Source organism: Halopolyspora algeriensis (assembly GCF_003337235.1).
Lineage (GTDB): Bacteria > Actinomycetota > Actinomycetes > Mycobacteriales > Pseudonocardiaceae > Haloactinomyces > Haloactinomyces algeriensis.
The window spans coordinates 98753-124920 of sequence record NZ_QPJC01000009.1; the positions used below are offsets into that span (position 1 = coordinate 98753).

26 protein-coding genes are annotated in these 26168 nt (G+C 67.7%); 17 read left to right on the forward strand and 9 right to left on the reverse strand.

Annotation, left to right across the window (positions count from 1 at the left end):
- Positions 1 to 53 precede the first annotated feature (53 nt).
- Positions 54 to 1379 (reverse strand): PucR family transcriptional regulator, encoded by a 1326-nt coding sequence (locus DFQ14_RS14545; RefSeq protein WP_114453831.1) that lies wholly within the window; start codon positions 1377 to 1379, stop codon positions 54 to 56.
- Between the two features lie 289 nt (positions 1380 to 1668).
- On the opposite strand from DFQ14_RS14545, the gene DFQ14_RS14550 reads away from it, so the two are divergent.
- Entirely contained in the window at positions 1669 to 3030 is a 1362-nt protein-coding gene (locus tag DFQ14_RS14550; RefSeq protein WP_114453832.1) for an NAD-dependent succinate-semialdehyde dehydrogenase, read from the forward strand.
- 263 nt (positions 3031 to 3293) lie between these two features.
- Here DFQ14_RS14550 and DFQ14_RS21675 read toward each other — a convergent pair whose 3' ends face one another.
- Positions 3294 to 3494 (reverse strand): hypothetical protein, encoded by a 201-nt coding sequence (locus DFQ14_RS21675; protein ID WP_141921332.1) that lies wholly within the window; start codon positions 3492 to 3494, stop codon positions 3294 to 3296.
- 7 nt (positions 3495 to 3501) lie between these two features.
- Positions 3502 to 3747 carry an HC3 family zinc finger protein gene (locus DFQ14_RS14555; protein ID WP_114453833.1) on the reverse strand — a complete coding sequence of 82 codons (246 nt, stop codon included), beginning with the start codon at positions 3745 to 3747 and terminating at the stop codon, positions 3502 to 3504.
- A gap of 110 nt (positions 3748 to 3857) precedes the next feature.
- Between DFQ14_RS14555 and DFQ14_RS14560 the strand changes: the two genes are divergently transcribed.
- Positions 3858 to 4055 carry a MerR family transcriptional regulator gene (locus DFQ14_RS14560; RefSeq protein WP_246195632.1) on the forward strand — a complete coding sequence of 66 codons (198 nt, stop codon included), beginning with the start codon at positions 3858 to 3860 and terminating at the stop codon, positions 4053 to 4055.
- Positions 4056 to 4543: 488 nt separating this feature from the next.
- Here the strand turns inward: DFQ14_RS14560 and DFQ14_RS14565 are convergent, their stop codons facing one another.
- Entirely contained in the window at positions 4544 to 5440 is an 897-nt protein-coding gene (locus tag DFQ14_RS14565; protein WP_114453834.1) for an SRA domain-containing endonuclease, read from the reverse strand.
- A 191-nt stretch (positions 5441 to 5631) separates the two neighbouring features.
- Positions 5632 to 6612, reverse strand: a complete 981-nt coding sequence (locus DFQ14_RS14570) for an exonuclease domain-containing protein (protein WP_114453835.1) — start codon at positions 6610 to 6612, stop codon at positions 5632 to 5634.
- A 252-nt stretch (positions 6613 to 6864) separates the two neighbouring features.
- Here DFQ14_RS14570 and DFQ14_RS22350 point away from each other — a divergent pair, with 252 nt between their 5' ends.
- Positions 6865 to 6987 carry a hypothetical protein gene (locus DFQ14_RS22350; RefSeq protein ID WP_257233724.1) on the forward strand — a complete coding sequence of 41 codons (123 nt, stop codon included), beginning with the start codon at positions 6865 to 6867 and terminating at the stop codon, positions 6985 to 6987.
- Between the two features lie 203 nt (positions 6988 to 7190).
- Here DFQ14_RS22350 and DFQ14_RS14575 read toward each other — a convergent pair whose 3' ends face one another.
- Positions 7191 to 7649, reverse strand: a complete 459-nt coding sequence (locus DFQ14_RS14575) for a nuclear transport factor 2 family protein (RefSeq protein ID WP_114453836.1) — start codon at positions 7647 to 7649, stop codon at positions 7191 to 7193.
- 234 nt (positions 7650 to 7883) lie between these two features.
- Here DFQ14_RS14575 and DFQ14_RS14580 point away from each other — a divergent pair, with 234 nt between their 5' ends.
- Together DFQ14_RS14580 and DFQ14_RS14585 are read left to right on the forward strand one after the other, a co-directional pair.
- On the forward strand, positions 7884 to 8822 hold the full coding sequence (locus DFQ14_RS14580; RefSeq protein WP_114453901.1) for an ADP-ribosylglycohydrolase family protein: 939 nt from the start codon (positions 7884 to 7886) through the stop codon (positions 8820 to 8822).
- Between the two features lie 267 nt (positions 8823 to 9089).
- The gene (locus DFQ14_RS14585; protein ID WP_420810175.1) at positions 9090 to 10571 is read left to right on the forward strand and encodes a SulP family inorganic anion transporter; all 1482 of its coding nucleotides are present in this window, start codon (positions 9090 to 9092) and stop codon (positions 10569 to 10571) included.
- Positions 10572 to 10740: 169 nt separating this feature from the next.
- On the opposite strand, the gene DFQ14_RS14590 is transcribed toward DFQ14_RS14585, so the two are convergent.
- Positions 10741 to 11121: a MerR family transcriptional regulator gene (locus tag DFQ14_RS14590; RefSeq protein ID WP_114453837.1), complete on the reverse strand. Its 381-nt coding sequence runs from the start codon at positions 11119 to 11121 to the stop codon at positions 10741 to 10743.
- A gap of 212 nt (positions 11122 to 11333) precedes the next feature.
- Between DFQ14_RS14590 and DFQ14_RS14595 the strand changes: the two genes are divergently transcribed.
- From DFQ14_RS14595 to DFQ14_RS14620, 6 genes are all read left to right on the forward strand, one after another.
- Complete coding sequence (locus tag DFQ14_RS14595) at positions 11334 to 11894, forward strand: TetR/AcrR family transcriptional regulator (protein ID WP_246195631.1); 561 nt, start codon at positions 11334 to 11336, stop codon at positions 11892 to 11894.
- Positions 11895 to 11916: 22 nt separating this feature from the next.
- Entirely contained in the window at positions 11917 to 13137 is a 1221-nt protein-coding gene (locus tag DFQ14_RS14600) for an FAD-dependent monooxygenase (RefSeq protein WP_114453838.1), read from the forward strand.
- 123 nt (positions 13138 to 13260) lie between these two features.
- The gene (locus tag DFQ14_RS14605) at positions 13261 to 13947 is read left to right on the forward strand and encodes a DUF5134 domain-containing protein (RefSeq protein ID WP_246195630.1); all 687 of its coding nucleotides are present in this window, start codon (positions 13261 to 13263) and stop codon (positions 13945 to 13947) included.
- 74 nt (positions 13948 to 14021) lie between these two features.
- Positions 14022 to 15038 carry a cytochrome c oxidase assembly protein gene (locus DFQ14_RS14610; RefSeq protein ID WP_246195629.1) on the forward strand — a complete coding sequence of 339 codons (1017 nt, stop codon included), beginning with the start codon at positions 14022 to 14024 and terminating at the stop codon, positions 15036 to 15038.
- A gap of 148 nt (positions 15039 to 15186) precedes the next feature.
- Complete coding sequence (locus DFQ14_RS14615) at positions 15187 to 17505, forward strand: heavy metal translocating P-type ATPase (RefSeq protein WP_246195628.1); 2319 nt, start codon at positions 15187 to 15189, stop codon at positions 17503 to 17505.
- Positions 17506 to 17551: 46 nt separating this feature from the next.
- Entirely contained in the window at positions 17552 to 18328 is a 777-nt protein-coding gene (locus tag DFQ14_RS14620; RefSeq protein ID WP_114453841.1) for a zf-HC2 domain-containing protein, read from the forward strand.
- Between the two features lie 240 nt (positions 18329 to 18568).
- Here DFQ14_RS14620 and DFQ14_RS14625 read toward each other — a convergent pair whose 3' ends face one another.
- Positions 18569 to 18925 (reverse strand): ArsR/SmtB family transcription factor, encoded by a 357-nt coding sequence (locus DFQ14_RS14625; protein WP_114453842.1) that lies wholly within the window; start codon positions 18923 to 18925, stop codon positions 18569 to 18571.
- On the opposite strand from DFQ14_RS14625, the gene DFQ14_RS14630 reads away from it, so the two are divergent.
- The 3 genes from DFQ14_RS14630 to DFQ14_RS14645 all read left to right on the forward strand — a co-directional run bounded on the left by DFQ14_RS14630 (position 18916) and on the right by DFQ14_RS14645 (position 22082).
- The gene (locus tag DFQ14_RS14630) at positions 18916 to 20052 is read left to right on the forward strand and encodes a cation diffusion facilitator family transporter (protein ID WP_246195627.1); all 1137 of its coding nucleotides are present in this window, start codon (positions 18916 to 18918) and stop codon (positions 20050 to 20052) included. The two genes, DFQ14_RS14625 and DFQ14_RS14630, sit on opposite strands and share 10 nt — an antisense overlap.
- A 376-nt stretch (positions 20053 to 20428) precedes the next feature.
- Complete coding sequence (locus tag DFQ14_RS14635) at positions 20429 to 21220, forward strand: SDR family NAD(P)-dependent oxidoreductase (protein WP_114453844.1); 792 nt, start codon at positions 20429 to 20431, stop codon at positions 21218 to 21220.
- A gap of 523 nt (positions 21221 to 21743) precedes the next feature.
- Positions 21744 to 22082, forward strand: coding sequence for a hypothetical protein (locus DFQ14_RS14645; RefSeq protein ID WP_141921331.1), 339 nt, complete (start codon positions 21744 to 21746; stop codon positions 22080 to 22082).
- A 100-nt stretch (positions 22083 to 22182) separates the two neighbouring features.
- On the opposite strand, the gene bla is transcribed toward DFQ14_RS14645, so the two are convergent.
- On the reverse strand, positions 22183 to 23094 hold the full coding sequence (gene bla, locus DFQ14_RS14650; RefSeq protein ID WP_246195626.1) for a class A beta-lactamase: 912 nt from the start codon (positions 23092 to 23094) through the stop codon (positions 22183 to 22185).
- A 108-nt stretch (positions 23095 to 23202) separates the two neighbouring features.
- On the opposite strand from bla, the gene DFQ14_RS14655 reads away from it, so the two are divergent.
- The 3 genes from DFQ14_RS14655 (at position 23203) to DFQ14_RS14665 (ending at position 26096) form a co-directional block, all read left to right on the forward strand.
- The gene (locus tag DFQ14_RS14655) at positions 23203 to 24093 is read left to right on the forward strand and encodes a LysR family transcriptional regulator (RefSeq protein ID WP_114453847.1); all 891 of its coding nucleotides are present in this window, start codon (positions 23203 to 23205) and stop codon (positions 24091 to 24093) included.
- Positions 24090 to 24992 carry a serine hydrolase gene (locus DFQ14_RS14660; RefSeq protein WP_114453848.1) on the forward strand — a complete coding sequence of 301 codons (903 nt, stop codon included), beginning with the start codon at positions 24090 to 24092 and terminating at the stop codon, positions 24990 to 24992. Before DFQ14_RS14655 ends, DFQ14_RS14660 begins: the two co-directional genes overlap by 4 nt.
- 255 nt (positions 24993 to 25247) lie before the next feature.
- A complete protein-coding gene (locus DFQ14_RS14665; RefSeq protein WP_114453849.1) occupies positions 25248 to 26096 on the forward strand; it encodes a glycerophosphodiester phosphodiesterase in 849 nt (282 codons plus the stop codon).
- Positions 26097 to 26168: the final 72 nt, after the last annotated feature.

Genomic DNA, 26168 nt, shown 5'->3' on the forward strand with positions numbered 1-26168 from the left:
TGCTTCGACGAAGTTCAGCAGCCGATTTGGCGAAAATGCACAAGACCGGGTGGTCAAGTCATCCGAGTGACACCGGCCGAGTCAGGCTGCGGCTTGAGCACCACGTGTCCGAGCAGGTGACACACCTGGAGCGCCAGATCGAGGTCGAACCGGCCGTCCTCGAGCAGGCGACCGCGCTCCTTCTCGGCCTTCTCGAGGCGGTACTTGACGGTGTTGCGGTGCAGCGCAAGCTCTTTGGAGGTCTTCACGTAGTTGTCGCCGGTGCGCAGGAAGACGCGCACGGTTTCGCGCAGCCGCTCGGCAGCCTCGGTGTCGGCACCCAGAGGTCCGAGGACCTCTCCCACCCAGCGGCGCGTCGCCGAGAGATCCCTGGCCAGCATGGCCACGATCACCACGCCGTCGTCGCCGTAGTACGCAAGGCGACCTTGCGGTGGGGAAGCAACGCTCGCCACGCCCTTGATCGCTTCGGCCTGCTCGTGGCTGTGGCGAAACCCTTCGACCCCCGGTGCGGGCTTGCCGATCGCGAGCCGAATGCCGCGCATCTTGCGCACGGCCGGGTGCGACCGGACGGCATCGATCGACGGTGCGTTCACTCCCCCGATCCAGACCCATGCCGTGCTGCGGTCGACAGGCGTGCACAAGGGCGGGACCACGCTGCCCAGCGCCGTGGCCACCGTGGTGGCCAGCGACGAGAGAACGTCGGCCTGGTCGGCTCCCTGGCTGATCCCCTCGATCCACAGGACCGCCGCAATGTGCGTCTGATCGAGCCGGTATCCCGTCTTCGCCGCGAATTCGGCGGCATTCATCGTGTGGCGCTCGAGCACCCGGTGCACGAGTGTCGAGGTCTCACTGGCAGCCCGCTCGAGAAGTGCCCGTCGCTCCTGCTCGTGGGCGTCCAGCACGACACCCGTGATCCAATCGACGTACTTGTGCATCCACCCCGCGAGGTGGTGCAGCAGCCGCAGCTTCAGATCGGACGAGCAATCCAGCTGCTGGATCTCCTCGAACATGTTGGCCAGCATGTCGTCGGAGCCGATGTGGTAGGCGCGTCGCAGCGACGCCGAGGGCACACCGGCGCGGGCCAGGCGGATCGCGTACTCGGTCGCGGCGGTGATCGGCTGCATGTGCTCGAGCGGAATGTTGTTCCCGATCATGTGCAGGATCGTGGCGATGTTGCCCTCGACGCTGGCGTGCAGCATGTCGGTCAGCTCGGGATCGTCGAGGCTTTCGATCGCGTCCTCGATCGCCGTGTTCATGCTCGCGTTCAGCTCGGCGAAGCGGTGCTGAAGACGGGCGCTGACCAGCGCAGCCAGCGAGAACACTTCCTCGGCGCCGGGATCGTCGGCCGGAACCAGGCGCCGCTCGAGCGCACCGCTCATTCGGCACCTCGCGGAACCGGCGGCACGCTGTGCATGGTGACGCTCCTTCCCGGCGTTCCTCGCACGAGCATTGTGCATCATCGACAACGCTCTTGGAACAGGTCTCGCAGAACGGCTCACGCACTCCTCGAGATTGTCCGCCGCGAGCGACAGCGCCTCGGCGGGCAGGCACACCACTCCCCCGAGCCGGCGGGTCGCACAGAACCAACCGTAATGTGTATACAGTATGCTATTACTGAGCTAGTGTTGATCCGCGCACTGTGCCGCAGAGAATGGAGGCCTACGCTCCATGTACACAGTCACCAACCCGACCACGGGCGAACTGGTCGAGGAGATCAAGAACTCCACCGATGAGGAGGTCCGGGCGGCGATCGAGCGCGTCCACCACGGGTACGCGTCGTGGCGGCGTCGACCGGTCGCCGAGCGCGCGAAGATCGCCTCGCGTGCGGCGGAACTGTTCGCCGAACGCGCCGACGAGCTGGCCGCGATCATGACGCAGGAAATGGGCAAACGCATCAACGAGGGCCGCGGCGAGATCGGCATCGTCGTCGACATCTTCAACTACTACGCGGACAACGGTCCGACGCTGCTGGCGGACGAGCCGCTGCCGATCAACGGCGGCGAGGCGGTCATCAGGAAGGAATCCATCGGCGCGCTGCTCGGTGTCATGCCGTGGAACTTTCCGTGCTACCAGGTCGCCAGATTCGTGGCGCCGAACCTGGTGCTCGGCAACACGATCCTGCTCAAGCACGCGTCCATCTGCCCGCGGTCGGCGACCGCGATCGCGCAGATCCTGCACGATGCGGGAGTGCCCGAAGACGCGTATGTGAACACCTTCGCCTCCAGCTCGCAGATCCCGTGGATACTCACGGACTCGCGCATCCAGGGGGTGTCGCTGACCGGCAGTGAGCAGGCGGGGATCTCCGTCGCCGCCGAGGCGGGCAGGAATCTGAAGAAGTCGGTCCTGGAGCTCGGCGGGTCCGACCCGCTGATCGTGCTGGACACCGACGACATGGACGCCACCGTGAAGACCACCGCGACGGCGCGGATGCGCAACTGTGGCCAGTCGTGCAACGCGCCGAAGCGGATGATCGTCATGGACGACATCTACGAGGAGTTCGTCGACCGGCTGACCGAGCACGTGGCCGAGCACTACCTGCCGGGTGACCCTGCGGACCCGGAGACGAAGCTGCCGCCGCTGGCCTCCGCCGAGGCGGCCGACGAGGTGGCCGCTCAGGTCGAGAAAGCCGTCAGTCAGGGCGCGACGCTGCGCACCGGTGGCCACCGCGTCGACAGGCCCGGTGCCTACCTGGAGGCCACCGTGCTGACCGACGTGACTCCCGAGATGGATGCCTACACCGAGGAGATCTTCGGTCCGGTCGTGCTGGTCTTCCGCGCACGAACCGAGGACGAAGCGGTCGCGCTCGCCAACGACACACCGTTCGGGCTGGGCGCCAGCGTGTTCGGCACCGACCGGGAGCGAGCACGCCGCGTCGCCGAGCAGATCGAGGCGGGCATGGTGTATCTGAACAGAGCCGGCGGTTCGCAGGCCGATCTTCCCTTCGGCGGCATCAAGCGTTCCGGCATCGGTCGAGAGCTCGGCCCGCTCGGCATGGAGGAATTCATGAACAAGAAGTCCATCCGCCTGTAGGCAACATCGGCCGGCGGGGCCGGCTCTGCCGAGCCGGCCCTGCCGAGAGGACGAACAGCACGGTCATCCTGCTACCACGGGGATCTGCCCACAGGCATACCTCGGTTCCTCCGTGCTGCGCAGCGCGACCTCGTTCGACTGCGGAGTGAGAGACGGCGGCGGCACGAGAACTGCCGAGTACGGCGATGGCACTGCCGTCCGCCGGAGCGGCCACCGTTTCGCCGCTCCAACGGAGTGTTTTCCTGCCCTGCTGAGCTGCCTGATCAGTGCGAACGAACGCCTGCGCTCTCCGATGTGTCTGCGGCATGGTCCCGGAGCGCTCCGGCCAACTGCTCCAAGCCCTCGGCCAACGTCCGGCACTGCGCACCACTCACCCGACCTTCCGGCAAGGCATGAGCCACATCGTCGAGTTCCCATTGCGCCCGGCGCAGCAGAACCGCCAGACGCGCTGCTCGGCTGGTCATGCCCGCACTATCCACGACCGGCCGCGCGGTCGCGCTCGCGTTGCTCGTCGATGAGCCGCTGCCAGCAATACCCGCAGGTGGGCCGGTAGATCCAATCCATCTCACTCACCGCCGCCATGGCGACCTCGGCACCGCACACGGTTGTGGCCGATGCCCTGCCATCCCACCGGCGGCCACCCCGGAAGGCGTGCCGCCTGCCATCGGCAGGGATCGGATGCCAGTAATGCAGTGCGCTCGCGTCCGTGCTGGCCACCAGTTCTCCAAACTGAGACAACGTGACTTATGTGAGCCATCATAACGCAACAGCGCTGGACGGGGACAGACAACGACGCGCAATTGAGCCATTCGTGCCACGGTCGCCATGTGGCACCTAAACTCCTGACGAGCAGCCAGCTTGCCGACGAGCTGGGCGTAAGCCGCCGCTCGATCGCTCGCTATGTCAGTGCGGGGATTTTGGAGCCTGAGCTGTACACACCGGGCGGGCAGGCTCGGTTCAGACTGGAGACGGCGAGGGAGCAACTCCGGGAGCATTCCCGAAGGATGCGTGAGGACCGAGAGTAGGTCGCACCTCGTAACCGTTTCTCATAGCTCGCTGAAAGCAGCACAGAAGGCAGGTGGGCAGGCGATAGCAACCTGCCAGAGCTGAAGCCAAGCGACCGGCCGGAGAGCCAAGCTACGTTCCCTTCGGGAAGTTCCCCGCTGTGCCAAGCTGAACGCATGACGTGCGCCGCAACCACGAAGGCCGGTAAGCCATGCCCGATCGAAGCTCGGCCCTCCGGGTTCTGCCACGTGCACGATCCAGCCGTGCAGTGCGAAGCAATCATCCGGAAGGGAACACGGTGCACGGTCGCCACGAGTGGGGACAGTACGAGCACCACCGAGAGCGCGATCAGAGCTCCGAACCCGAAGGCTCGCAAGCTGACCTTGGGTCAGTTGCTCACAAAAGCCGGCAAACGAGGGACCGGACAACGCGGATGCAGACCAGCTTCCGTTGTTTGCTTCATCCGTGGTGCTGGACCCGTGCTCGGCCCCATCAGCACGGTCAGTGTCTAATCAGGGAGTGAACTCGCTCGAGCAAAGTGGCCATTCGGCAATTCGTAGATGCAGCTAATACCCTGCTTTTCCAGCAGTTGCACAAGGTCATTCGAGGGGTGCGAGGGCACGAGAATAGCCAAGCTTGTGTGCTCAACAAAGCGCGCGTAGTCAAGGAGTTGACCAAGAGCGAGGTGCATGTAGTGCCTCGCTGCTGAGCCTTTTGCTTCGATGAGTTCGCCGGTAACCTTGTCGAAAAGGTCAGTGTACAGTGGTCGCACCGTGCCAGGTACTTGGATCTCATGACGGACGAGCTCTCCACCATTTTGGGTTAACCACGATTGGTAACGCCGAACAAGTCCAGCTTTACGGAGCTCTGCTTCCGTGGCGCCAGCAATGGAGCTGGAATTAAGCGCCTCAGCATCTTGGCTCTCGACGGGAAGTTCTGTGACCTGAGGTTCCTCGGCCGAGACAACAGAGGGGACCTGGTCAATCGGCCAGAGCCTGAAGACGAGAACGTTGCGCACTTCGCTGTTGCGGTCAGGGGCTTGCTCAACAGAGTATGGCTGAACAGGATCCGGCTGATACTCTCCTAAGTATCGAACTTGTGCATGACCGGCTGACTCGAAGAGGCGCAATGCCACGCCATCTCGAAGAATTGCCTTATTTCCTCGTGTCAGCTGCTGATCACCCTCCTGACCCTCACCCGTGTACATAAAGGACCCATCGACCCGGGATTCGTCAAAGTTGTAGCCGTACTCCTTACCCACTTCTCCAGTAAAGAGTAAGATGTTTCCCGTCTTTGGCGCGGGCGCTATCCCTGACTGCCTTGATCCACCAAATCGCTCGTGCACCTGACTGCGGCGAACAACTTCACCAACCGTGATGTCCCACGGATATGCATGTGCTCCCATTGTCACGTGACATCCTCTCTGATCGACTTCCCCATACCTATACAGGAAGTGCTAGCATTATCGAGCTCTCCGAGTAATTCGGGCGCGATCCCACGAAACAAGGACCGGTTCATAAGAAGTGGAATTGCCCAACACAACCACCTGTACTTTGCACATGCCTTCCATTCGTGGAATGGCTCTTCCCCGAAGGATCACCCTGACATGCCCTGGTGGTTCTCCGAAGTGCTTCGTCCGGTGAGGAGCGCGGTGAACTCGGCTTCGGTGAGAATTTCGATCTTCTGTCCTTTGCTTTGCCATGTCAGTGCTTTGGTCACCTTGCCGGTGGTGAACCCGTCTAGGGAGCCGCCCGTGAATCCGTCGCCGATGACGAGGTGGGTGGTGCGTTTGGTGACGTCCTTGTTCGGGATCCCGCCGGTCTCGGCCACGGCGCTCCAGGCTTCCTGCCGGGAGATGCTCAGGTCCCCGGTGATCACGACGACCTGGCCGTAGAGAGGATGGGCGGGATCGGCCTCGGTGTTGGCCGGGGGAATGTCCGGATCCCGACGGATCCAGTCACCGCGGCCGTTGCTCGTGGGCACGACTCCGCATCCGCGCCACTTCTCCGAGGTGAGGGTGCCGAGCCGGGTTCCCGTGGTGGTCGCGAAGTCCTCGACCGTCCGGCTGCCGCGCTTGCCGGCCAGGGCCAGCAGGATCTGCGCGCACGCTGCGGCGTCTTCGGACGCTTCGTGATGCCGCTCGAGGGAAATGCCGAGTTCGCCGGCCACCGTGGGCAAGCGGTAATTGGCCAGCTGCAGTTCGCGCCGGGACCACACGAGGGTGCAGCCGTACCGCAGGGTGGGCCACCGCAGCCCTTCGGCGTCACAGGCCTCCCGCAGTGCTCCCACGTCGAAGGCCGCGTTGTGCGCCACCACCGGCCGGTCGCCGATCACCGCAAGAGCTTCACTCATGCGCTGGTGAAACGGCGGCTCGCCTGCGACGTGCTCGGGGTGGATGCCGTGAATGGCGATGTTGTGCGGATCGAAGTGATCAAACTGTTCGGGCGGCCGGCACAACCACGAGTGCGTGTCCGTCACCTGCCCGCCCTGCACCACCGCGAGCCCGAGAGCACAGACGGAGCCACGCCGGGCATTGGCCGTTTCGACATCGACAGCGACGAAGTCGAGACCGGTCATCACTCCTCCAGAGGGCGCAGGCAGCACTATGGGCATCCTCGAGGTGAGGCGTCGCAGCATTGCAGCCGGCGGGTAACGAAACCACTACGCCGACCGGCGAACCAGCACGACATGACGGAATGGCCGGCGCGTCCGCGTCACCGCCGGCCGCGCACCGTCATCGTCGATCAGGAAGACTTCTCCGGCGTCACAGCGTGTGAAGACGCGTGGGGCCGACCTGCGCGACCACCTCGAGAACAAGGAGGCCGGATCATGACCCACTTCGACGATTCCCGGGCCGCTCGCCGCACCAGGCACGCTGCGATTCGCGCCGAAATCGCCCAGGAAGAAGCCGAAGCCGCCGAAGCCGAAGTCGAAGAGATCCACCGCACCTGAACCACCCAAAGGAGCCACGGCGCAGTTCCACGTTCAGAGCCCGAGACGGGCGCCGGATTCCACAGTGACCCGAGTGGCGGTGCGAACACATCCGAGCCGACGGCCGAGTCCCCGGCTCAGCCGGTGCCTCGCTCCCGCACAACGCGTGCAGGAGCTGGGTGGGCATTGCACCACTGCGCCCGGTGCACCTGCGCAGAACGCGGCTACTGCAGCGGGAGAGGTGCTCCGTGTTCGGCCTGTGGGCGCGGGCCGTGAATGCGCCGCTGGGCCTCGTCGATGGGCACGTCGTTGATGCTGGACTCGCGGCGCCGCATCAGCCCGTCGTCGGCGAACTCCCACAGCTCGTTGCCGTAGCAGCGCCACCACTGGTCCTGCCCATCGCGACATTCGTACTGGTACCGCACCGCGATCCGATTGCCCTGGAACGCCCACAGTTCCTTGCGCAACGCATAGTCGAGCTCGCGGCTCCACTTGTCCTGCAAAAACCGGACGATCTCGGCGCGGCCGGTCACGAACCGGTCACGGTTGCGCCACACCGAGTCCTCGGTGTAGGCCAGCGCGACCCGTTCGGGATCGCAGGTGTTCCAGGCGTCCTCGGCCGTCTGGACCTTCTCTCGAGCCGTGGCCTCGGTGAACGGTGGAAGCGGGGGCCGTTCCGTCATGATCCTCCCTCGACAGAGAACGCTCGTTCTCGCAGACAGCGCAATCGTGGCAGCCTCCCTGCAGAGTCCTCCACAGCGCGCAGGCAAGCACGCCAAAACCGCCGCACAGACACTGATCGACACCCACTGCAGCCCGCAACACCGAGTCTGCCAGTAGCTCCCTCCGGGAGGGCTGCTGCGGGTTTGCAGCATCGGCCGCTGCTGCTGCTCACCCGAGCGGCGCACAATACTTGCATGAGTGACAGCCTGCGAAAGGCCCGCGGACTCCTGCTCGGCGTCGCCGTCGGCGATGCCCTGGGAGCGGCTTTCGAAGGCCATCGCAGCGTCGACGGTGATGATCTCGTGCGGCAGGAACGTGCCACTACTCGGCTGCGCTACACCGACGACACCGCGCTGACGCTGGTCCTGGCACGCCATCTCGCCGCACGCTCGAACCTGGTATCCGTCGACGAGGACGCCCTGGCCACCGAACTGGCCCGGGAGTGGCACCGCGAACCCTGGCGCGGCTACGGCGCGGGCAGCCGCGAAATCTTCGAGCGCATCCTGACCGGCACCCCGTGGCGGCAGGCCTCCGAGGACTGCTTCGGCGGGCAAGGCTCCTACGGCAACGGGGCGGCCATGCGCGTGGCCCCGATCGCCCTGGTGGCCACCGGCCCCAGCCACGCCATCGAACTCGCCCGCCGCAGCGCCGTGGTCACCCACGCCCACCACCACGGCCGGCACGGGGCCATGCTGCAGGCCTGCGCAGCCTTCCTGGCTCTGAACAGCGATCCGGGCACACCCCTGGACCGGCAAGCCTTCCTCGACCACCTCGCCCGCACCGTCGAACGCACCGACTGGCGAACGCGGCTGAACACGGTGCGCACCCTGCTCGACAGCGCCTCACCAGCCGTCGCCGCAAGTCACCTCGGCAACGACGCCGCCGCCTTCACTTCGGTACCGCTGGCCCTGCTGGCCTTCCTGCAGTACCCCGACCAACCCGCCGAAACGATCCGCTACGCCCTCCGTGCCGGCGGCGACACCGACACCATCGCCTCCATGGCCGCCGCCCTGACCACGGCCCGCACCGGCATCCAAGCGCTGCCTTCGGCGTGGCTGGAGCGCCTCGAACAGGCCACCGAGATCGGCGAACTCGCCGATACCCTCGCCGAGCGCATGTCCCCGTCCCAATAACTCACCGCACAACTACCAAGATCCGGCCGGACCGCTCGCGAGGCGAACCGAACCGGGCCTCGATCATGGAGCTCCACGCAGGGACATGCCACGTCCCTCCAGAGGGATCTGCAGAGCACACGGGGAGATGCGTCACAGACCGACGTGGATCACATTTTTCCCATCCCTGCGCTGACGTCAGGGTAGAGTCGATCGCGTTCGCTGGGAGCCCCGTCGGTGTGGCTCCCCCTGGGGATCTTTTCCGCTTCCACCACCTGACGAAAGAAGATGATGTCGCTTCCTGCTGTCCTGCGTACCCGTCCCTCGTGGTTGTCGCCCCGAGTCCTGCGCACCGAGGTGCTGTCCGGGCTCGTCGTCGCCCTCGCGCTGATTCCCGAGGCCATCTCGTTTTCCATCATCGCCGGGGTGGACCCGCGGGTGGGGTTGTTCGCCTCGTTCACCATGGCCGTCACGATCGCGTTCGCCGGTGGGCGGCCGGCGATGATCTCGGCAGCCACCGGCGCGATCGCGCTGGTCCTGGCCCCCGTGGCCCGCGACTACGGTGTCGAGTACCTGGTGGCCACCGTCATCCTCGGCGGAGTCCTGCAGGTACTGCTGAGCGCGGCCGGCGTCGCCCGGCTGATGCGCTTCCTGCCCCGCAGCGTCATGGTCGGGTTCGTCAACGCCCTGGCCATTCTCATCTTCACCGCCCAGCTGCCCTACCTGACCGACGTGCCCTGGAGCGTCTACGCGCTGCTCGCGGGCGGTCTGGCCATCATGGTCGGCCTGCCCCGGCTGACCACGGCGATCCCGGCGCCGCTGGTGGCGATCGTCGTGCTCACCGCCTTCACCATCATCGCGAGCGTGACCGTGCCCACCGTCGGTGACCAGGGCACGCTGCCCGAGAGCCTGCCCGTGCTCGGCATTCCCGCCGTGCCGCTGACCTTCGAGACCCTGACCATCATCGCTCCGTTCGCACTGGCGATGGCACTGGTCGGTCTCATGGAATCGCTGATGACGGCCAAGCTCGTCGACAGCATCACCGACACCCACTCCGACAAGACCCGCGAATCCTGGGGTCAGGGCGTGGCCAACATCGTCACCGGCTTCTTCGGCGGCATGGGCGGCTGCGCCATGATCGGCCAGACGATGATCAACGTGAAATCCGGTGCCCGCACCCGGCTGTCCACCTTCCTCGCCGGGATCTTCCTGCTCGTCCTCGTGCTCGCGCTCGGCGAGGTGGTCGCGCTCATCCCGATGGCCGCGCTGGTCGGTGTCATGATCATGGTTTCGGTGGGCACCTTCGACTGGCACAGCATCCAGCCGAAAACGTTGCGCAAGATGCCCAAGAGCGAGACCGCGGTCATGGTCGCCACCGTGGCGGTCACCGTGTTCACCCACAACCTCGCCATCGGCGTCGTCGTCGGTGTCCTGGTGGCGATGGTGCTCTTCGCCCGCCGGGTCGCCCACCTGGTGTCCGTGGACAGCGTGCTCGACCCCGACGGCAGCACGAAGATCTACCGGGTGACCGGGCAGCTGTTCTTCGCCTCCAGCAACGACCTGGTGTTCCAGTTCGACTACGCCAATGACCCGGCCAACGTGGTCATCGACCTGTCCGAGGCGCACATCTGGGACGCCTCCACCGTGGCCTCGCTCGACGCGATCACCACCAAGTACGAGTCCCGCGGCACCACGCTGACCATCACCGGCATGAACAAGTCCAGCGAGAAGCGCCACGCCGCGCTGGCAGGCACCCTCGGCGGCCACTGACCGGATCGCCGCACGGGCGGTACCGCGTTCTCGCTGCCGCCCGTGCGGTCCCTTCCCGCGCCGCCGTGCCCGGCAGCGTGGACACGCACATCTCCGAAGTCCGATCATTCGGATACGCAGGCAGCGGCCAAGCACGCTGCGGGCAACCGACGAAGACGCCTTGCCGGGGTCAGTCCTCGGCCAGGCGTTTGCGCAACGTGGCGGCGAAGTCCTCGGCGATGTCCAGCTGCTCCCGCAGGCTGCGGCACTGCTGCTCGGCCTTCTCCCGGAATTCCCGCAGACGGCGCCGCTGCTCCTGCCCGGACTCGGCGTCGGGGGCGGCGTCGAGGATGCCCAGCAGCTCCCGCATCTCGTCGAGCTGGAATCCCAGCGGCTTCATCCGCTTGATCACACCCAGCCGTTCGATGTCGGACTCGGCGTACAGCCGGAAGCCGCCCTGGCTGCGCGCGCTCGGCACCACCAGGCCGACCTCCTCGTAGTAGCGGATCGTCCGCAACGACAGGCCGGTGCGCTCAGCGACCTCACCGATCTGCACGTGCCCGTTCACCATCGCGTCCTCTCCTCGCTACCCATGACACCGATGCCCGTGCCAACCGCATCGGCCACCGATTGTCGCCTACCTCGAAAGTCCGTCCACCACAGGACGCCCCCCGCTCGACGACCGGCGATCCACGACGAGTTGCTCTCGGCGTACCCACACCCTAGTATCAGGGCAGTCGTACAGGGCAACTGTTCAGGACGATCGCCCTGCAAGGAGGGCACGTGACTTCTCCGGCGGCGGAGCGCGGGCGTGAGGTGCGGCAACGGCTGCTGGCCACCGCGGTCGAGCTCATTCCCGAGCGTGGCTGGGCGGCGGTGAGCACCCGGAGCCTCGCCGAGCGTGCCGGGGTGACTCCGAGCGTGGTGCACTACCACTTCCCGTCCCTGTCCGCCTTGCTCAACGAGGCCGTGGTCGACTCCATGCGGCAGGTACTGGCCGAGGTGGAGGATGTCCTGGACACCGCACGCAGCCCTGCTCAGGCGATCGAGTCGATCCTCGCCTCGGCGGGCCAGTACACCGGAGAGGATCCGGCCTCACTGCTGTTCATCGAGGCATACCTGGCGGCCACCCGGGACGAGCGGCTCCGCGAGGAGATCGGCGGCATGATCACGGGGTTCCGGCAGCGGTTCGGCCGCCGGCTGGGCGAGCACGGGGTGTCCGCACCCGAGGAGACCGCCGAGGTGCTGCTGGCTGCGGTCGACGGTCTGATCCTGCACCGCGGCCTGGGTGCCGGACCGGACCTCGGCCCCGTCACGGCCGTCCTGCGCAGGCTCGTCAGCTGAGCACTTCCACGGAGGAACACTGATGAAGGTGGTCATTTGCGGCGCCGGGATCGCCGGTCTGGCCCTGGCGAACCGGATCTCGACGCTCGGCGGTGAGGTCGTGCTGCTGGAGCGGGCACCCGGTCCCCGGAAACAGGGATACATGATCGACTTCTTCGGCCCGGGCTACGACGCGGCCGAGTTGATGGGCCTGGTTCCTGCGATCGAGGCGGTCGCTTACCACATCGCCGAGGCGAACTTCGTCGACGAGCACGGGCGCCGCCGCGCCGCTGTGCGGCCCACGCAGTTCACCACCGGGCCGCTGCTGAACATCATGCGCCCCGACCTCGAACACGTGCTCCGCGAACAGCTGCCCCCGGAAGTGGACCTGCGGTTCGGCACCGGCCCGACCGCCGTGACCGATCACGGCGACGGAGTCCGGATCACGCTCGACGACGGCACGGAACTCGAGGCCGACCTCCTCGCCGGAGCCGACGGCATCCATTCGACCGTACGCCGAATGGTGTTCGGCGACGAGGCACGGTTCTTCCGCTACCTCGGTTTCCACACCGCGGCGTTCTCGTTCGACTCCCCGAACATCCACGCAGCGGTTCAGGACCGGGCCTGCCTCACCGACACCACCGGCAGGCAGATGGGCTTCTACGCTCTCGGCGACGAACGCGTCGTGGCCTTCGGCGTGCACCGCACACCGAATCCGGCATTGCCGGACGACGCCCGGGCAGCTGTGCTCGATGCCTACCGCGGTCTGGGATGGGTGGTGCCCGAGGCACTCGACCGGTGCCCACCACCCTCGGAGATCTACTACGACCAGGTCGCCCAGATCGAGATGCCCAGCTGGAGCACAGGGCGAGTCGTGCTGCTCGGCGATGCCTGCTCTGCCGTCTCGCTGGTGGCAGGCCAAGGCGCCTCGCTGGGCATCGCCGGTGCGTACCTGCTGGCCGACCAGCTGGCCCGGTCACCCTCGATCGGCCATGCGCTGGCTCGGTACGAGGAACTGTGGCGCCCGGTGGCGGAAGAAAAACAGCAGGTCGGCCGTGCCGGCGCCCGCACATTCGTACCCGAGACAGCACTGCAGCTGCAGATGCGCCGGGCCGTGCTGCGGATGTCGCGCCTCCCGCTGATCAACCGCCGTGTCACCACGGCCCTGGCGGGCAAAACCACCTCGCTCCGCGCGAAGCTGCACCAGGCCGGCGCCACACCGCAACTGACCGGCGCCGAACTGAGCCGGGGACGACACGCATGAACCCGGCTCGTGCCGTGACCCAGCTCATGGGAGCGCACCGGGAACTGAACGGCCGCATCCCACGACGGGTATGACGGACGGAGTTCATCTTGCGGAGCAGTAACCGGGGCGAGGGAGCGGAACGTGCACGGCGATATGGCAGCAATGAGCATGCCGCTGTTACCGATGTGGTTGCGGATCGTGTGGGTGGTGGCGTTGTGCGGCGTGATCGTGACGCATGTCGGTCACGCCGTGGCGATGCCGGGACAGCGCCGCTGGTGGCACATCGGGCATACGGCGATGGCCGCGGGCATGGCGCTGATGTACCTGCTGCCCCGCATGCAGCACCCCGCGTTGTACCAGGCAGGACTGGTGCTGTTCGTGTTCATCATGGTCGCTGAGGCCGCCGCCACCGCCGTGTTCCGGCGCCGCGAAGGGATGCTCAACCCCCTGTGGCTGCTGTCCGCAGTGGACATGTTCGCGATGGCGTACATGCTGCTGGCGCCGGCGGCCCGGCCGGTGTGGTTGACCTGGGTGCTCGTCGCCTACCTGGGCGGTCAGGTCCTGGGATGGGCCTTCGGGGTGTGGGATCGACTGCCGGTGTTTGCCCGTCGGATCCCTGCCCCCGCCCCTGCCGCGGCCGGGGGGCCGCCGACCGCGGTGGAGCGGACACAGCAGCACGAGCACGCGGTGACACCATTGGCGGACGATCCCGCGCCGGAGACCGCGTCGGGCCCCGTGGTGGGGCTGACCGCGCATTCCACCGTTGCGGTGCGCGTCACGTTGGCGGTGATGGCAGCCGGCATGGCTTACATGCTGGCCATAATGTAGCCACCACAGCCGTAGCCGAGCAGGGCTCGCAGCGGACGCGGCCGGACCCGACAGACCCGTGAGGCTTGAGTATCGTGACGCAGCATCTGCCGCCCCTGACGTGGGCCACCGGGCTCACCTCCTGGCAACTCTCCCCGTGGGACGTGCTCGTGGCCGTGCTGGCCGCGGTCTACCTGGCGGGCGTGGCCAGGCACCGCCGTCATGGACGGTGGCCCGCGTGGCGCACGGTGGCCTTCCTGTCCGGGCTGGCCGTGTTCGTCCTCGCGGTCAACAGCGGGATCGGCGTCTACAGCGAGGCTCTGGTCTGGGTGCACATGGTCCAGCACCTGATGCTGATCATGGCCGTGCCCATCCTGCTGATCGCGGGACGCCCCTTGTCGCTGTGGGTCGCCGCGGGCGGGGACTCCTCGCAGCGACGTGAACGGTTCCTGCGCTCCCGCGCCGTGGGCATGGTCACGCATCCCGCGAGTTCGTTCGTGTTCTACGCCGCCGTGCTGGTGATCACCCACCTGACGGTCTTCGCCCAAGCACGACTGCAACACCCGTGGCTACAACATCTCGAAATCGCGCTGTACCTGGTCAGCGGTTACCTGCTCTTCCTGCCCCTGCTCGGAGGGGAACCCACCCGGTGGCAGCACTTCCCGCACGCGTTGCGGGTGGTGGTGCTCATGGCGGGAATGCTGCCGGACACGTTGGTCGGGGTCGTGCTCATGATGGCCCCGCAGCCCTTCGCCCCGGCCTACCGCCTGGCGCGGCCCGAATGGGGCCCGACGCTGCTGGCCGACCAACACCTCGCCGGAGCGATCATGTGGTTTTTCGGCGATGCCACCATGGCCGTCCTGGCGTTGATCACCGTCAGGATCTGGCTGCGCACCAGCGGCCCGGAAACCGGATTCGGCTCGTGGTTGGAGTCGGCCCGCCGCAGCGCCCTGACCCACACCGCAACGGGTACCGCGCCCGCGCTGGACAACGCCGACGACGTCGACGCCGACGAGCAGGCACTGGCCGACTACAACGCCATGCTCGCCCGCTTGCACCACAGCCCGGGACACTCCTCCCCACACCGCTCCGAGCAGGAGAACCAGCCGTGACGACGCCCCCGCACATCGGTGCGGCGCCCCGGGACAGCGCCACCGTCGGCACGACGCGGCCGGTCGGGACGGACACAGTGACGAGCGCCGTGGGCGACGCGTGGTGCCACGCTTCGCCCACGGAGAGCTCGAAGGAAGTGAGATGCGGATGACCTCGATGTCGCCACCCGAGCAGTCCCGATCCGAGATGCGCTCGGTGGAACTGGCTGTTGCGGGAATGACGTGCGCCTCCTGTGCGACGCGGGTGCAACGCAAGCTCAACAAGCTCGACGGCGTGTCGGCCAGCGTCAACTACGCCACCGAAAAGGCCACCATCGAGACCTCGAACGAGGTCCCCGTGGAGCGGCTGCTCAAGCAGGTCGAAACAGCCGGGTACCAGGCCGAGGTCGTCGAACCCGACACACCGGACGAGGCCGACCCGCAGGAGCGGGTCCGGTACCTGTGGCGCCGCCTCATGGTGGCGCTGCTCTGCGGGGTGCCGCTGACCAACCTGTCGATCACACTGGCCCTCGTGCCCTCGCTGCGGTTCCCCGGGTGGCCGTGGATGCTGCTGGCGCTGACCCTGCCGGTGGTGACCTGGTCCGCCTGGCCGTTTCACCGCCAAGCCCTGCTGCACGCCCGCCACGGTGCCACCTCCATGGACACCCTGGTCTCCCTCGGCATCACCGCGGCCGCCTGCTGGTCGGTGTACACGATCTTCGCCTACCGCCACACCTCCACCGCAGGCAACGACCTCGTCGGTCTGCTCCTGCAGCCGGCCGGATCGGTCTATCTCGACGTGGCCGCCGCGGTGACCATCTTCATGCTCGCCGGACGCATGCTCGAAGCCAAGGCCAAGCACCGCGCCGGCGGAGCCCTGCGAGCACTGGCCTCTCTCGGCGCCAAGGACGTGACCGTGCTGGACGAGCACGGCCACGAACACCGCATCCCGATCGGCGACTTGCGCCTCGACGACCACTTCGTGGTCCGCCCCGGAGAGACCATCGCCACCGACGGCGACGTGCTGCACGGGCACTGCACCGTGGACACCAGCACGATGACCGGCGAATCGGTCCCCGTCGAAGCCTCGACGGGAGATTCGGTCGTGGGCGGCACGATCGCCACGAGCGGACGGATCGTGGTGTGCGCCACCCGCGTGGGCGCCGACACCCAGCTGGCCCAGCTGCGGCGACTGGTCGAGCAGGCCCAGACCGACAAGGCCCGGGTGCAGCGGCTTGCCGACCGGATCTCCGGATGGTTCGTGCCCGCCGTGTGCCTGCTGGCCACGCTGACCTTCCTGAGCTGGTGGCTGCTCGAGGCGCCACTCGAGCAGACCTTCAGCGCAGCCCTGACCGTGCTGATCATCGCCTGCCCGTGCGCGCTGGGCCTGGCCACCCCGACCGCGCTGCTGGCCGCCACCGGGCGCGGAGCCCAGCTGGGGATCTTCATCAAGGGCCACCAGGCGCTGGAGTCGGCCCGGGCGATCGACACCGTGGTGCTGGACAAGACCGGCACGCTGACCACCGGCCGCATGGCTGTGGTCGACCTGCACACCACCGCGGACACCGACGCCGCCACACTGCTGCACCAGGCCGGCGCCGTCGAGGACGCCTGCGAGCACGTCGTGGCCCACGCGATCAGCGCCCTGGCCCGGCAAGAACTCGGCCCCCCGGCAGCGGTGGAGGACTTCACCAGCCTGTCCGGACTGGGCGCCGGCGGAACCGTGGACGGTCACGCGGTGCTGGTGGGATCGGCCCGGCTGCTGCGCGAGCGCGGCAGCGCCCTGCCCCCCGAACTCGACACCCAACGCGCCGACTGGGAACGCCAGGGGCGCACCACCGTGGCCGTGGCGGTGGACGGGCAAGCCCGGGGCGTGTTCGCCCTGACCGACACGGTCAAGCCCTCGGCGACCCCCATGGTCGCGGCGCTGCACCGCCTCGGGCTGCGCACCGTGCTGCTCTCCGGCGACAACGCGGCCACCGCACGAGCCGTCGCCGACACGGTCGGCATCGACGAGACCCGGGCCGAAGTCCTGCCCGCCGACAAGTCCACCACCATCGCCGCCCTGCAAGCCCAGGGCCGCACCGTGGCCATGGTCGGCGACGGCATCAACGACGCCCCCGCGCTCGCCCGCGCCGACCTCGGCCTCGCCGTGATCTCCGGCACCGACGTCGCCCTGGACGCCGCCGATGTCCTCCTCGTCCGCGACCGGCTCGACGTCGTGCCCCACGCGATCACACTGGCCCGCAGCACCCTGCGCACCATCCGCAGCAACCTCGCCTGGGCCTTCGGCTACAACCTCGCCGCCCTGCCGCTGGCCGTTTTCGGCCTGCTCAATCCCCTGATCGCCGCCGCGGCCATGGCCCTGTCGTCGCTGTTCGTGGTCACCAACAGCCTGCGCCTGCGCAAATTCGGCACCGAACCGTCCCCGACCGAGGAGCCCACCCGGCCACGGCGAAACCGACCCGAAAGCACCCCACAACCCTGAGTTCTCGCAGAACTTTCCAAGGCGGGAAAGGAACTCGCAGGCTGCCGTGTACGACCAGAACCGTGTGGACTGCCTCGAAACGACCGAGATCCTCTCCGCCGAGCTCGACGGAGAGGCAGGTGAGGAGGAGTGGCTCGCGGCCGAAGCGCATCTCGACGGCTGTGCCGACTGCCGGCAGCGTTACGAGGCGATGACCGCCATCACCCGGTCGGTCCGGCTGCTGCCCGCCGAGCCGGGGCCGGACGTGACCGCCTCGGTACTGCCCGCCTGGCAGCCGCGCCGGCTCGACCGCCTGCGCGGGCGGGCGGGGCGGCGGCTGCGGATGGTGCTGCGCGGGATGTTGGCACTGGTGGCGGCGGTGCAGCTGCTGGTGGCCCTGCTGCAGCTCACCGGTATGGGAGTGAGCGTGCACACGGGCCCCGCCTTCAGGGGGACGATGCCGCACATCAGCCACGAGACGGGGGCGTGGAACGCGGCGATCGCGGTGGCGCTGGGATGGGTCGCGCTGCGCGCCCACCACGCCACCGCACACCTGCCGGTCCTGCTCAGCTTCGCGTGCGTGCTGTTCGGACTGTCCGGCTTCGACCTGGTGCTGGACAACGTGAGCACGGCCCGCGTGGCCTCGCACCTGCCGATACTGCTCGGCGTCCTGCTGGTGGCCGGTCTGGCGGTGCTGCGCAGCGAGGAAAGCGGTCCCGATATTCCGCAGGCGAGGCGTCCCGAGCAGTCCACCGACATCGACGGCGACGAGGCGCCCGAGCCGGTGGTCCTGCGACGGAGACGTTCGGCACCGCCCTCGGCGAGGCATCGCGAAAGCGCATGAGCGCCCGTGCTCGCGGAGCGCGACCGCATCCGGCCCTCGAGCTCTCCGAACAGCTCGGCTCTCGCCGAACGGGGACGACCGCCGAACGTTCGCGCAGTCGGTGCCGAACGGATCGACGACGCCCGCATGGTCGCCGACCTCAGCCGACCGGCACCTCTCAAGCCGCATGGCGGCTCGCCACCCGGTCCGAGAGCACCACCGTCTCGCCCTGACCGGCCACGGTGCACTGTTCTGCCGTGTTCAGTCGTGGTCGGGGGCTCCGGTGAGGTGATGCTCGGCGGCCGAGACCACCTCCTCGATCAGACGCCGCACGTGGCCGCCGCGGACGGTGTAGATCGCCCGGCGTCCTTCCCGGCGCATCCGCAGCAGCCCGGCCAGGCGGAGCTTGGCCAAGTGCTGTGAGACCGCAGGCCGGGCCGCCCCGGTGGCAGCGGCCAGGCCGGCCACGTCCATCTCGGTTTCGCGCAGCAGCCACACGATCCGCAACCGGGTGGGATCGGCCAGCATCCGCAGCGCCGTGCCCGCGGCCTCCACCAGCTCATCGGCGGGGAGTTGTTGCCCGGTACTGGCACCTGCAGCATTGTCGCGTGCGTACATGGGCACATATGGTGCTGCTGTTCGGTGCCTGCTGTCCACCACTGGGAGTCGATGCCGCCGTGACCGACGAGACCGCGCACCCCCACGAGCACAACTCCGGCCACCATCACGACCACGACCACGGACACGGTCCCGAGGGCAACCGGGTGGCGCACTGGTGGTCGCGCGTCGTCTACGCGGTAACCCCGCACAGTCATGACAGCACCGACATCGTCGACGAAGCTGTGCGGACCAGCCGGGTCGGGATGCGGGCGCTGTGGATCTCGTTTGCCGGACTCATGGTCACCGCAGTGGCCCAGGCTGTCCTGGTGTCGTTCACCGGCTCGGTGGCGCTGTTGGGCGACACGCTGCACAACGTCGCCGACGCGCTCACAGCGGTTCCCCTGGCGGTCGCGTTCATGCTGGGCAGGCGAGCAGCCACCCGCCGGTTCACCTACGGGCTCGGGCGCAGCGAAGACCTCGCCGGGCTGGTGATCCTGCTGGTGATGTCCGCCTCGGCGGTGCTGGCCGCCTGGACCGCGATCGACCGCCTGGTTCATCCGCAGCAGATGAGCAACATCGGCTGGGTCGCCGCGGCCGGACTCGTCGGATTCGCCGGCAACGAGCTCGTGGCCCGCTACCGCATCATCGTGGGGCGTCGGATCGGCTCGGCCGCCCTGGTCGCCGACGGGCTGCATGCCCGCACCGACGGGTTCACCTCCCTGGGCGTGCTGCTGGCCGCCGGCGGCGCCTGGCTGGGCTGGGCCTGGGCCGACCCGGTGATCGGATTGCTGATCACCGCGGCGATCGTCTCCGTGCTCTACGGCGCCGCGAAGGAAGTCTTCGCCCGCACGCTCGACGCCGTCGACCCCGCCCTGATCGAGCACGCCGAACAGACATTGCGGGCCACCCCGGGGGTGCTGGCCGTGGACACGGTGCGGATGCGCTGGGTCGGCCACCAGCTACACGCCGAAACCGACCTGGTCGTCGACCCGAACCTCTCCGTCATCGACGCACACGCCATCGCCGTCGACGCCGAACACCGCCTGCTGCACGCCGTACCCCGCCTGAGACGAGCCGGTGTGCACACCGACCCCGCCCCCACCACCGAACACGACCCGCACGCCGAACTGGCCCACCACCACTGACCGCTCCGCCCGGGGAGAGCGCCACCGTGACGGAAACTTCGACGTCGGTAGCCGGAACATCGAGCATGGTCGCCACCAGATCCTGGGCCATGGCGCGAGCTTCGGAAACGCTACGCCCTTGAGTTGTTCCGAGATCGTCGACCTCGACAACCCACCACTTGCCTTCCCGCGTTGCGGTGGCCGCGTACTTGTGTCCGCTCACTCGATCCACCCCTTCGGCAGACAGTTCCTCTGCTTTTCGATGCTGTTGACGACGCCAGGAGATACTACGAACGCAGGATGCTCAGCGTGGCATGTGAGCCGGGAACGCGACTCCGCGAACCCCGGGACATACCTCTTCGGAGTACCGGGCCGTGGTGGTGGGTATCCACGAGCAATGGCAGACACCAAACAACTCGCCGTGATCACCGGCGCCTCCAGCGGCATCGGTTATGAACTGGCCAGGCAGTTCGCCCACAACGGCTTCGATCTGTTGATCAACGCCGAGGAGACTGGCTTGGACGGGGCCGCCGAGAAGCTCCGGGAAACCGGCGCCGAAGTCACACCCGTACAGGCGGACCTGACCGACTACAACGGTGTGGAAAAGCTCTACGCCGCGATCGGCGCGACGGGGCGGCCGGTGGACGCCGCCGCGCTCAACGCCGGCGTGGGCCAGGGCGGCTCGTTCGTGAACAACGACCTCGCCGACGAACTCACGGTCCTCAACCTCAATGTCATCTCGACCGTGCACCTGGCCAAGCGCCTGCTGACCGACATGGTGGCCCGCAACGAGGGCAAGATGCTGTTCACCTCCTCGATCGCCTCGATGATGCCGGGCTCGTACCAGGCGGTCTACAACGCGTCGAAGTCGTTCGTGCAGTCGTTCGCCGAAGCGGTCGCCGACGAGCTCAAGGAAACCCGGGTCACCATCACCTCGCTGGAGCCCGGGCCGACCGACACGAACTTCTTCCGGCGTGCCCGGCTGGAGAGCGCGCGTATCGGTCGGGGGCCGAAGGACGACCCCGCACAGGTCGCCCAGCAGGGATTCGAGGCGCTCATGGCGGGCAGGCAGAAGATCGTCGCCGGCTCCGGAACGACCAAGGCCATGGGAGCGGCCAGCTCGATCCTGCCGGACAAGGTCAAAGCCGCCGCGCACAACCTGATGTCCAAACCGCGCTCCAGGCAGTAACCCGGATTCGGGCAGGCGCCGGGTGGCCTCGGTTCGACGGCCACCGGCGGCGCCGGCTCGGGATCCGAGGAGAGGGGTGCAGAACCCTCCGGCAGCGAGGGTCGTGCCTGGTCGGAACGAGGACTCCGATCAGATGGGTCGGAATCGCCCCGCGTCGGCACACCCTGCGCTCACACACCAGGCATCTCCTGGAACCGGCCACGATTCACTCCTCGAGGTTCAGGGGAACTCGAACACCGTCAATGGCGGTCAGCCGGGCTTGGGTGATGGTCGGCGCCCACCACCATGCCGCGGGCGAACCTCGACACTCGGCTCGGTCACCTGGCCGATGAGGACATGCTGCGGCTGTCCCGGGCCCTGGTGGTCTTCCTCGGCATCGCCTGAGCCGCCACCGCACCACCCCCGAGCCGATCCGTGAAGCCCGCGCGGGGACGCCGGTCTGGCCCGTTTGTCGGTACCTCGGCCGACCCCGTCCCCGTTTCACTGGAGGTGGTTTCCCGATCAGCTGGGGGTGCTCGTGTCCGTGCAGACCACTGGCGACACCAACGACGCCGAACACCGCCGCTGGCGCAACCTGTGCGCCATCGCCGCCGAACTGGCCGGTCAGCACGGCCGAACGGCCCGCGTGGTGCGCCACGCCAACCGGTGGCTCGACCACGCCGGCGACCGGCTACGCGATGACGAAATCGTGGTGACCTGGACCGTGGCCGATGCCGAACTCATCCGCCACCAGCTACACGAACACCTGCCACCGAGCCGCGTGCTTCCCGCCGCCCCCCGCGTGCGCGCCGGAAAAACCGCCCGCGCCCGCGGGGTCGACGAGATTCCTCCACCCCGCGGTCGCGGCGGAAACAGCGAGTAGTTCCGACCGAGCATCTGCTTTCCGGCCATGCCGGCACGAGAACACCGGACCGAGACCGCTCAGCCGTGCTGAGGTCGGCGCCATGTTCTGGACTCCCGGATCACCGGAAGGCCCGGAGTGCCACCGTGGCGGCTTGGGCGATGAGAGCGTTGTCGTACTCGGCGTCCTGGGTGTTCCGGTCGGACAGGATCGCGAGCATGATGGGCGCGCCCTCCGGGGGCCGGAGGATGGCGATGTCGTTGCGGGTTCCGTAGTCGGCGGCGCCGCTTTTGTCACCGACCTGCCACCCGGCCGGTGCTCCCGCCCGGATGAGCTCATCGCCGGTGGTGGTGGTACGCAGCATCGTGTTGAGCAGGGCGCGTTCGTCCGCCGCCAGGGCGTCTCCCACGGTGAACGCGCGCAGGCTGGTGGCCAGTGCGCGCGGGGTGCTGGTGTCGCGGATGTCGCCGGGTGTGAACTCGTTGAGCTCGGGTTCGATCCGGGCGACGCGGGTGGTCGTGTCGCCGATGCTGCGCAGCACCGCGTTCAGGCCCTGCGGGCCACCGATTTCGCGGAACAGGAGATTCCCGGCGGTGTTGTCGCTGTGGCGCACAGCGGCATCGAGCACGGCGCGCAGCGTCATACCACTGGCGACGTGCTTTTTCGTGATCGGAGAATAGGGCACGAGAGCGCCGCGATCGTAGGTGATCTTCTTGTTCAGCTCCCCGATCGTGTTCTGCCGCAGGACCGCGCCTGCCAACAGCGCCTTGAGGGTGGAAGCGTAGGCGAAACGCTCGTCAGCGTGGTAGGCGAGTTCCTGTCCCGTCGCCGTATCCACGGCGTACACCCCGAGGCGAGCGCCGAATTCGCGTTCGAGCCGATCGAACTCTTCGCGCAGTGCTGTGACCTCGGCTGCCGTGGCTGCCGACGTCGTCGAGGGCGCAGGCGGGTCGGCCTCGACGCCGGTGCACCCGACGAGCACGAGGAAGGCCAGGGGGATCAGGAGTGCCCGGTGGACGCGCCGTATGAGCACGGGAGTTCCTTTCGTCGTTGATCGTCGCGAACAGTCTCGGCAGCCCCGGGTCATCCCGTCCAAGTCACCAGCGGATGATTCGATGCCGAAAGCGCATAGACTGCGCGCGTGGATCTCGTCGGTGGCTGCAAAGCGTTCGTGGCCGTGAGCGAGGCGGGCAGCTTCACCCGCGGAGCCGCCCTCGCCCGCATTCCCCAGTCGGTGGCCAGTCGCCGCATCTCGGCGCTCGAACGCCACCTCGGTGAGCGCTTGTTCGATCGCTCCAGCCGCCGGGCGGTTCTGACCCCGTTCGGCAGGGACATGCTGCCCTCGGCGCAGCGCCTGGTGCGGCTCGCCGACGCGATCGAACAGGACGCGCAGCGCGCCAAGTCCCGCCCGCTGCGGATCGCCGTCCCCGAAACCTGCACCACGCGCGACCTGGCCGAACTCGACTCCGAAGCCCGCGCGCACGACCTGTTTCTCGAGTTCCACCCGGCCACACCGGGTGAGCGCGCCGAGCTGGTGCGCACGCACGACGTGCGGGCAGCCATCACGGCGGTGCCCGCCGATGCCGGAACGTGGACCGTGCCCTTGGGTCTCGCCGGTACCGCTGCGATGCCCCCGCGCGCGGTCCACCTGGAAGCCCTGCGCGTCGGACGATCTCGCCGAGTGCCACGGCGCAGGATCTGGATCCAGCCGGAAGACGACGTGCCGCACATCCGGGACCGCCTCATGCGGGTCCGCGACGCCGTCGGATTACATCCCGCTCAGGTCGCCGTCGCCGAGTCGCTGACCGCGGCGATAGCCGACGTTCTCGGCTCTGCGGACCTGCTGGTGTGTTCGGCTGCGCAGGCCCGCGAACTCGACATGGCGTGGCGGTCGATCGGCGAGGTCCGGCTCGAGCGTGGCTTCGGCATCGCGGCTGCTGTCACCGACGACGCCGAACGCATCCGCAGCCGACTGTTCAACGCCGTCGCACGCTCTCTCGGAGTCACAGTGGACAGGCAGGAGGCGGAGTGAACGCCGAAGCATTGATCCGAGGTCTTCGGGCCGAGCTCGACAGTGGCGGGCTGCGAGGCTCCTTCCTCGTGCGCGATCTGCGCTCCGGCTACGAGATCGGCATCGATCCGGACGTGCCGTACCCGATCGCCTCACTGATCAAGGTCCCCCTCGCCGCCGCCACACTCGAACGCATTCACCGTGGCGACATCGACGGCTCCACCACGGTGGCAGTGCAGCCCGGCCGCATCACCACCCCAGGCCCGACCGGCTTGAGCCGATTCCGTCACGAAGCCCACGTGGCCATCGACGATCTGCTGTATCTGAGCACCTCGATCAGTGACGGAGCAGCGGCCGACGCCCTGTTCGACATCACCTCACCCGCCGAGGTCACACGACTGATGCACCAGTGGGATCTGCACGGGATCACGGCGCGTCACAGGATACGCGACCTCACCGAAACCCCGGCGGAACGCTTCGGGGCCACCGAGGTGCCCCTCGCCCACTCGCTGGCCATCACCGCCGGCACCACCGGGCGCGGACACCCGCTGGCCCAGCTCGACATCACCCGCGCCAACTCCGGTTCGGCACGAGCCTTCATCGACCTGCTGCAGGCACTGTGGACGCCCTCCCCGATCCATCGCAGCATCGGTGCACGCGTCCGCGAACTCATGGCCAACAACCTGCTACGACACCGATTGGCGCCGGAATTCGGCTCCGATGCGTCGACGTGGTCGTCGAAGACCGGAACCCTGCTCAACCTGCGGCACGAGGTCGGCGTCGTCGAACATGCCGACGGGCAAACCTTCGGCATCGCCGCACTCACCGAGTCCCAGGTGGCTGCGGCCACCCAACCCGAAGCCGACACACTCATGGGCTGGGTGGCGCGAACCCTCCGCGACCACCTGCGACACAGCTGACCCGGACGAAGGACGTGCTCCCCGGAAACCCGCGGCCGGGGCTTCGATCACTACGACGTGCAGCTGTGGGTGCCTGGGTCGGCTCGGTGCCACCGGCGACACCCACCGGTCCTCCTCGAGCAGGAGCGAATCACCCGAGTCGGCCGGTACTGCCTTCAGGGTGTTGACACTGTCATGACACCTGCGAACCATGCACAGTTCAACAGTGATCAGCAGGATGGTTCGACAGTACTGTCACTCAAGAGAGGAAAAGGCATGCTGCACCGCTTTGCGGTCGTTGCCGCAAGTGCGCTGCTGGCCCTGGTAGCTGCCACACCGGTCGCTTCCGCCGGCACCGCCCCCCAGACCAAGGCCATGAACATCGCCCATCGAGGCGCTTCGGCCTACGCACCGGAAAACACGCTGGCTGCGGTCCGACTGGGCGTCGAGATGAAAAGCGACCTCGTCGAGATCGACGTCCAGCAAACCAAGGACAACCGACTGGTCGTGATCCACGATACGACCCTGGCCCGTACCACCGACGTCGAGCAGAAGTACCCCGATCGTGCGCCGTGGCGGGTGGCCGACTTCACCCTCGCGGAGATCCGCAGCCTGGACGCCGGTTCGTGGAAGGACCCGAAGTACGCCGAGGAGCGTGTCCCGACTCTGGCGGAGGTGCTGGACCTGCTCGAGCACACCCGGGCCGGACTGCTCCTCGAAGTGAAATCACCCGACCTGTACCCGGGTATCGGGCAGCGAATCGCCGACGAGCTGCAGCAGCGGCCGCACTGGGTCCGGCCCGATCCGACCGGACGGCATCTGGTGGTGCAAAGCTTCGACTGGGGCTTCATCCGCCACTTCCACGAGCTGCTTCCGCAGGTCGAGGTCGGTGTCCTCGGTGCCCCGAGCACCGATCGGCTCGCCGAGGTGGCCACCTATTCCGATCAGGTCAACCCGCACCACTCCGAGGCGAGTTCGGAATACATCGCCGAGGTGCACGCGCACGGCATGACGATCAGTCCGTACACGGTCGACGATCCGGACCGGATGCGCACGCTGCTCGATCGCGGTGTCGACGGAATCATCAGCAACCGCCCGGACGTGCTCTACGACGTGATGCATTGAGTTCGCTCCCACCGCGACCGGTGCGGCACCGGTAACGGGCGGGGTGGCCACGGTGCTCAGCGGAGGGAGCAA

Bases quoted from the DNA above. Each gene is read 5' to 3' on its own strand.
- DFQ14_RS14665 (WP_114453849.1), top strand. From the start codon at position 25,248: ATGCTGCACCGCTTTGCGGTCGTTGCCGCAAGTGCGCTGCTGGCCCTG.
- DFQ14_RS14635 (WP_114453844.1), top strand. From the start codon at position 20,429: ATGGCAGACACCAAACAACTCGCCGTGATCACCGGCGCCTCCAGCGGC.
- DFQ14_RS14575 (WP_114453836.1), bottom strand. From the start codon at position 7,649: ATGACGGAACGGCCCCCGCTTCCACCGTTCACCGAGGCCACGGCTCGA.
- DFQ14_RS14565 (WP_114453834.1), bottom strand. From the start codon at position 5,440: ATGGGAGCACATGCATATCCGTGGGACATCACGGTTGGTGAAGTTGTT.
- DFQ14_RS14590 (WP_114453837.1), bottom strand. From the start codon at position 11,121: ATGGTGAACGGGCACGTGCAGATCGGTGAGGTCGCTGAGCGCACCGGC.
- DFQ14_RS21675 (WP_141921332.1), bottom strand. From the start codon at position 3,494: ATGACCAGCCGAGCAGCGCGTCTGGCGGTTCTGCTGCGCCGGGCGCAA.
- DFQ14_RS14615 (WP_246195628.1), top strand. From the start codon at position 15,187: ATGACCTCGATGTCGCCACCCGAGCAGTCCCGATCCGAGATGCGCTCG.
- DFQ14_RS14585 (WP_420810175.1), top strand. From the start codon at position 9,090: ATGATGTCGCTTCCTGCTGTCCTGCGTACCCGTCCCTCGTGGTTGTCG.
- DFQ14_RS14550 (WP_114453832.1), top strand. From the start codon at position 1,669: ATGTACACAGTCACCAACCCGACCACGGGCGAACTGGTCGAGGAGATC.
- DFQ14_RS22350 (WP_257233724.1), top strand. From the start codon at position 6,865: ATGACCCACTTCGACGATTCCCGGGCCGCTCGCCGCACCAGGCACGCT.
- DFQ14_RS14580 (WP_114453901.1), top strand. From the start codon at position 7,884: ATGAGTGACAGCCTGCGAAAGGCCCGCGGACTCCTGCTCGGCGTCGCC.
- DFQ14_RS14570 (WP_114453835.1), bottom strand. From the start codon at position 6,612: ATGACCGGTCTCGACTTCGTCGCTGTCGATGTCGAAACGGCCAATGCC.
- DFQ14_RS14545 (WP_114453831.1), bottom strand. From the start codon at position 1,379: ATGAGCGGTGCGCTCGAGCGGCGCCTGGTTCCGGCCGACGATCCCGGC.
- DFQ14_RS14625 (WP_114453842.1), bottom strand. From the start codon at position 18,925: ATGTACGCACGCGACAATGCTGCAGGTGCCAGTACCGGGCAACAACTC.
- DFQ14_RS14600 (WP_114453838.1), top strand. From the start codon at position 11,917: ATGAAGGTGGTCATTTGCGGCGCCGGGATCGCCGGTCTGGCCCTGGCG.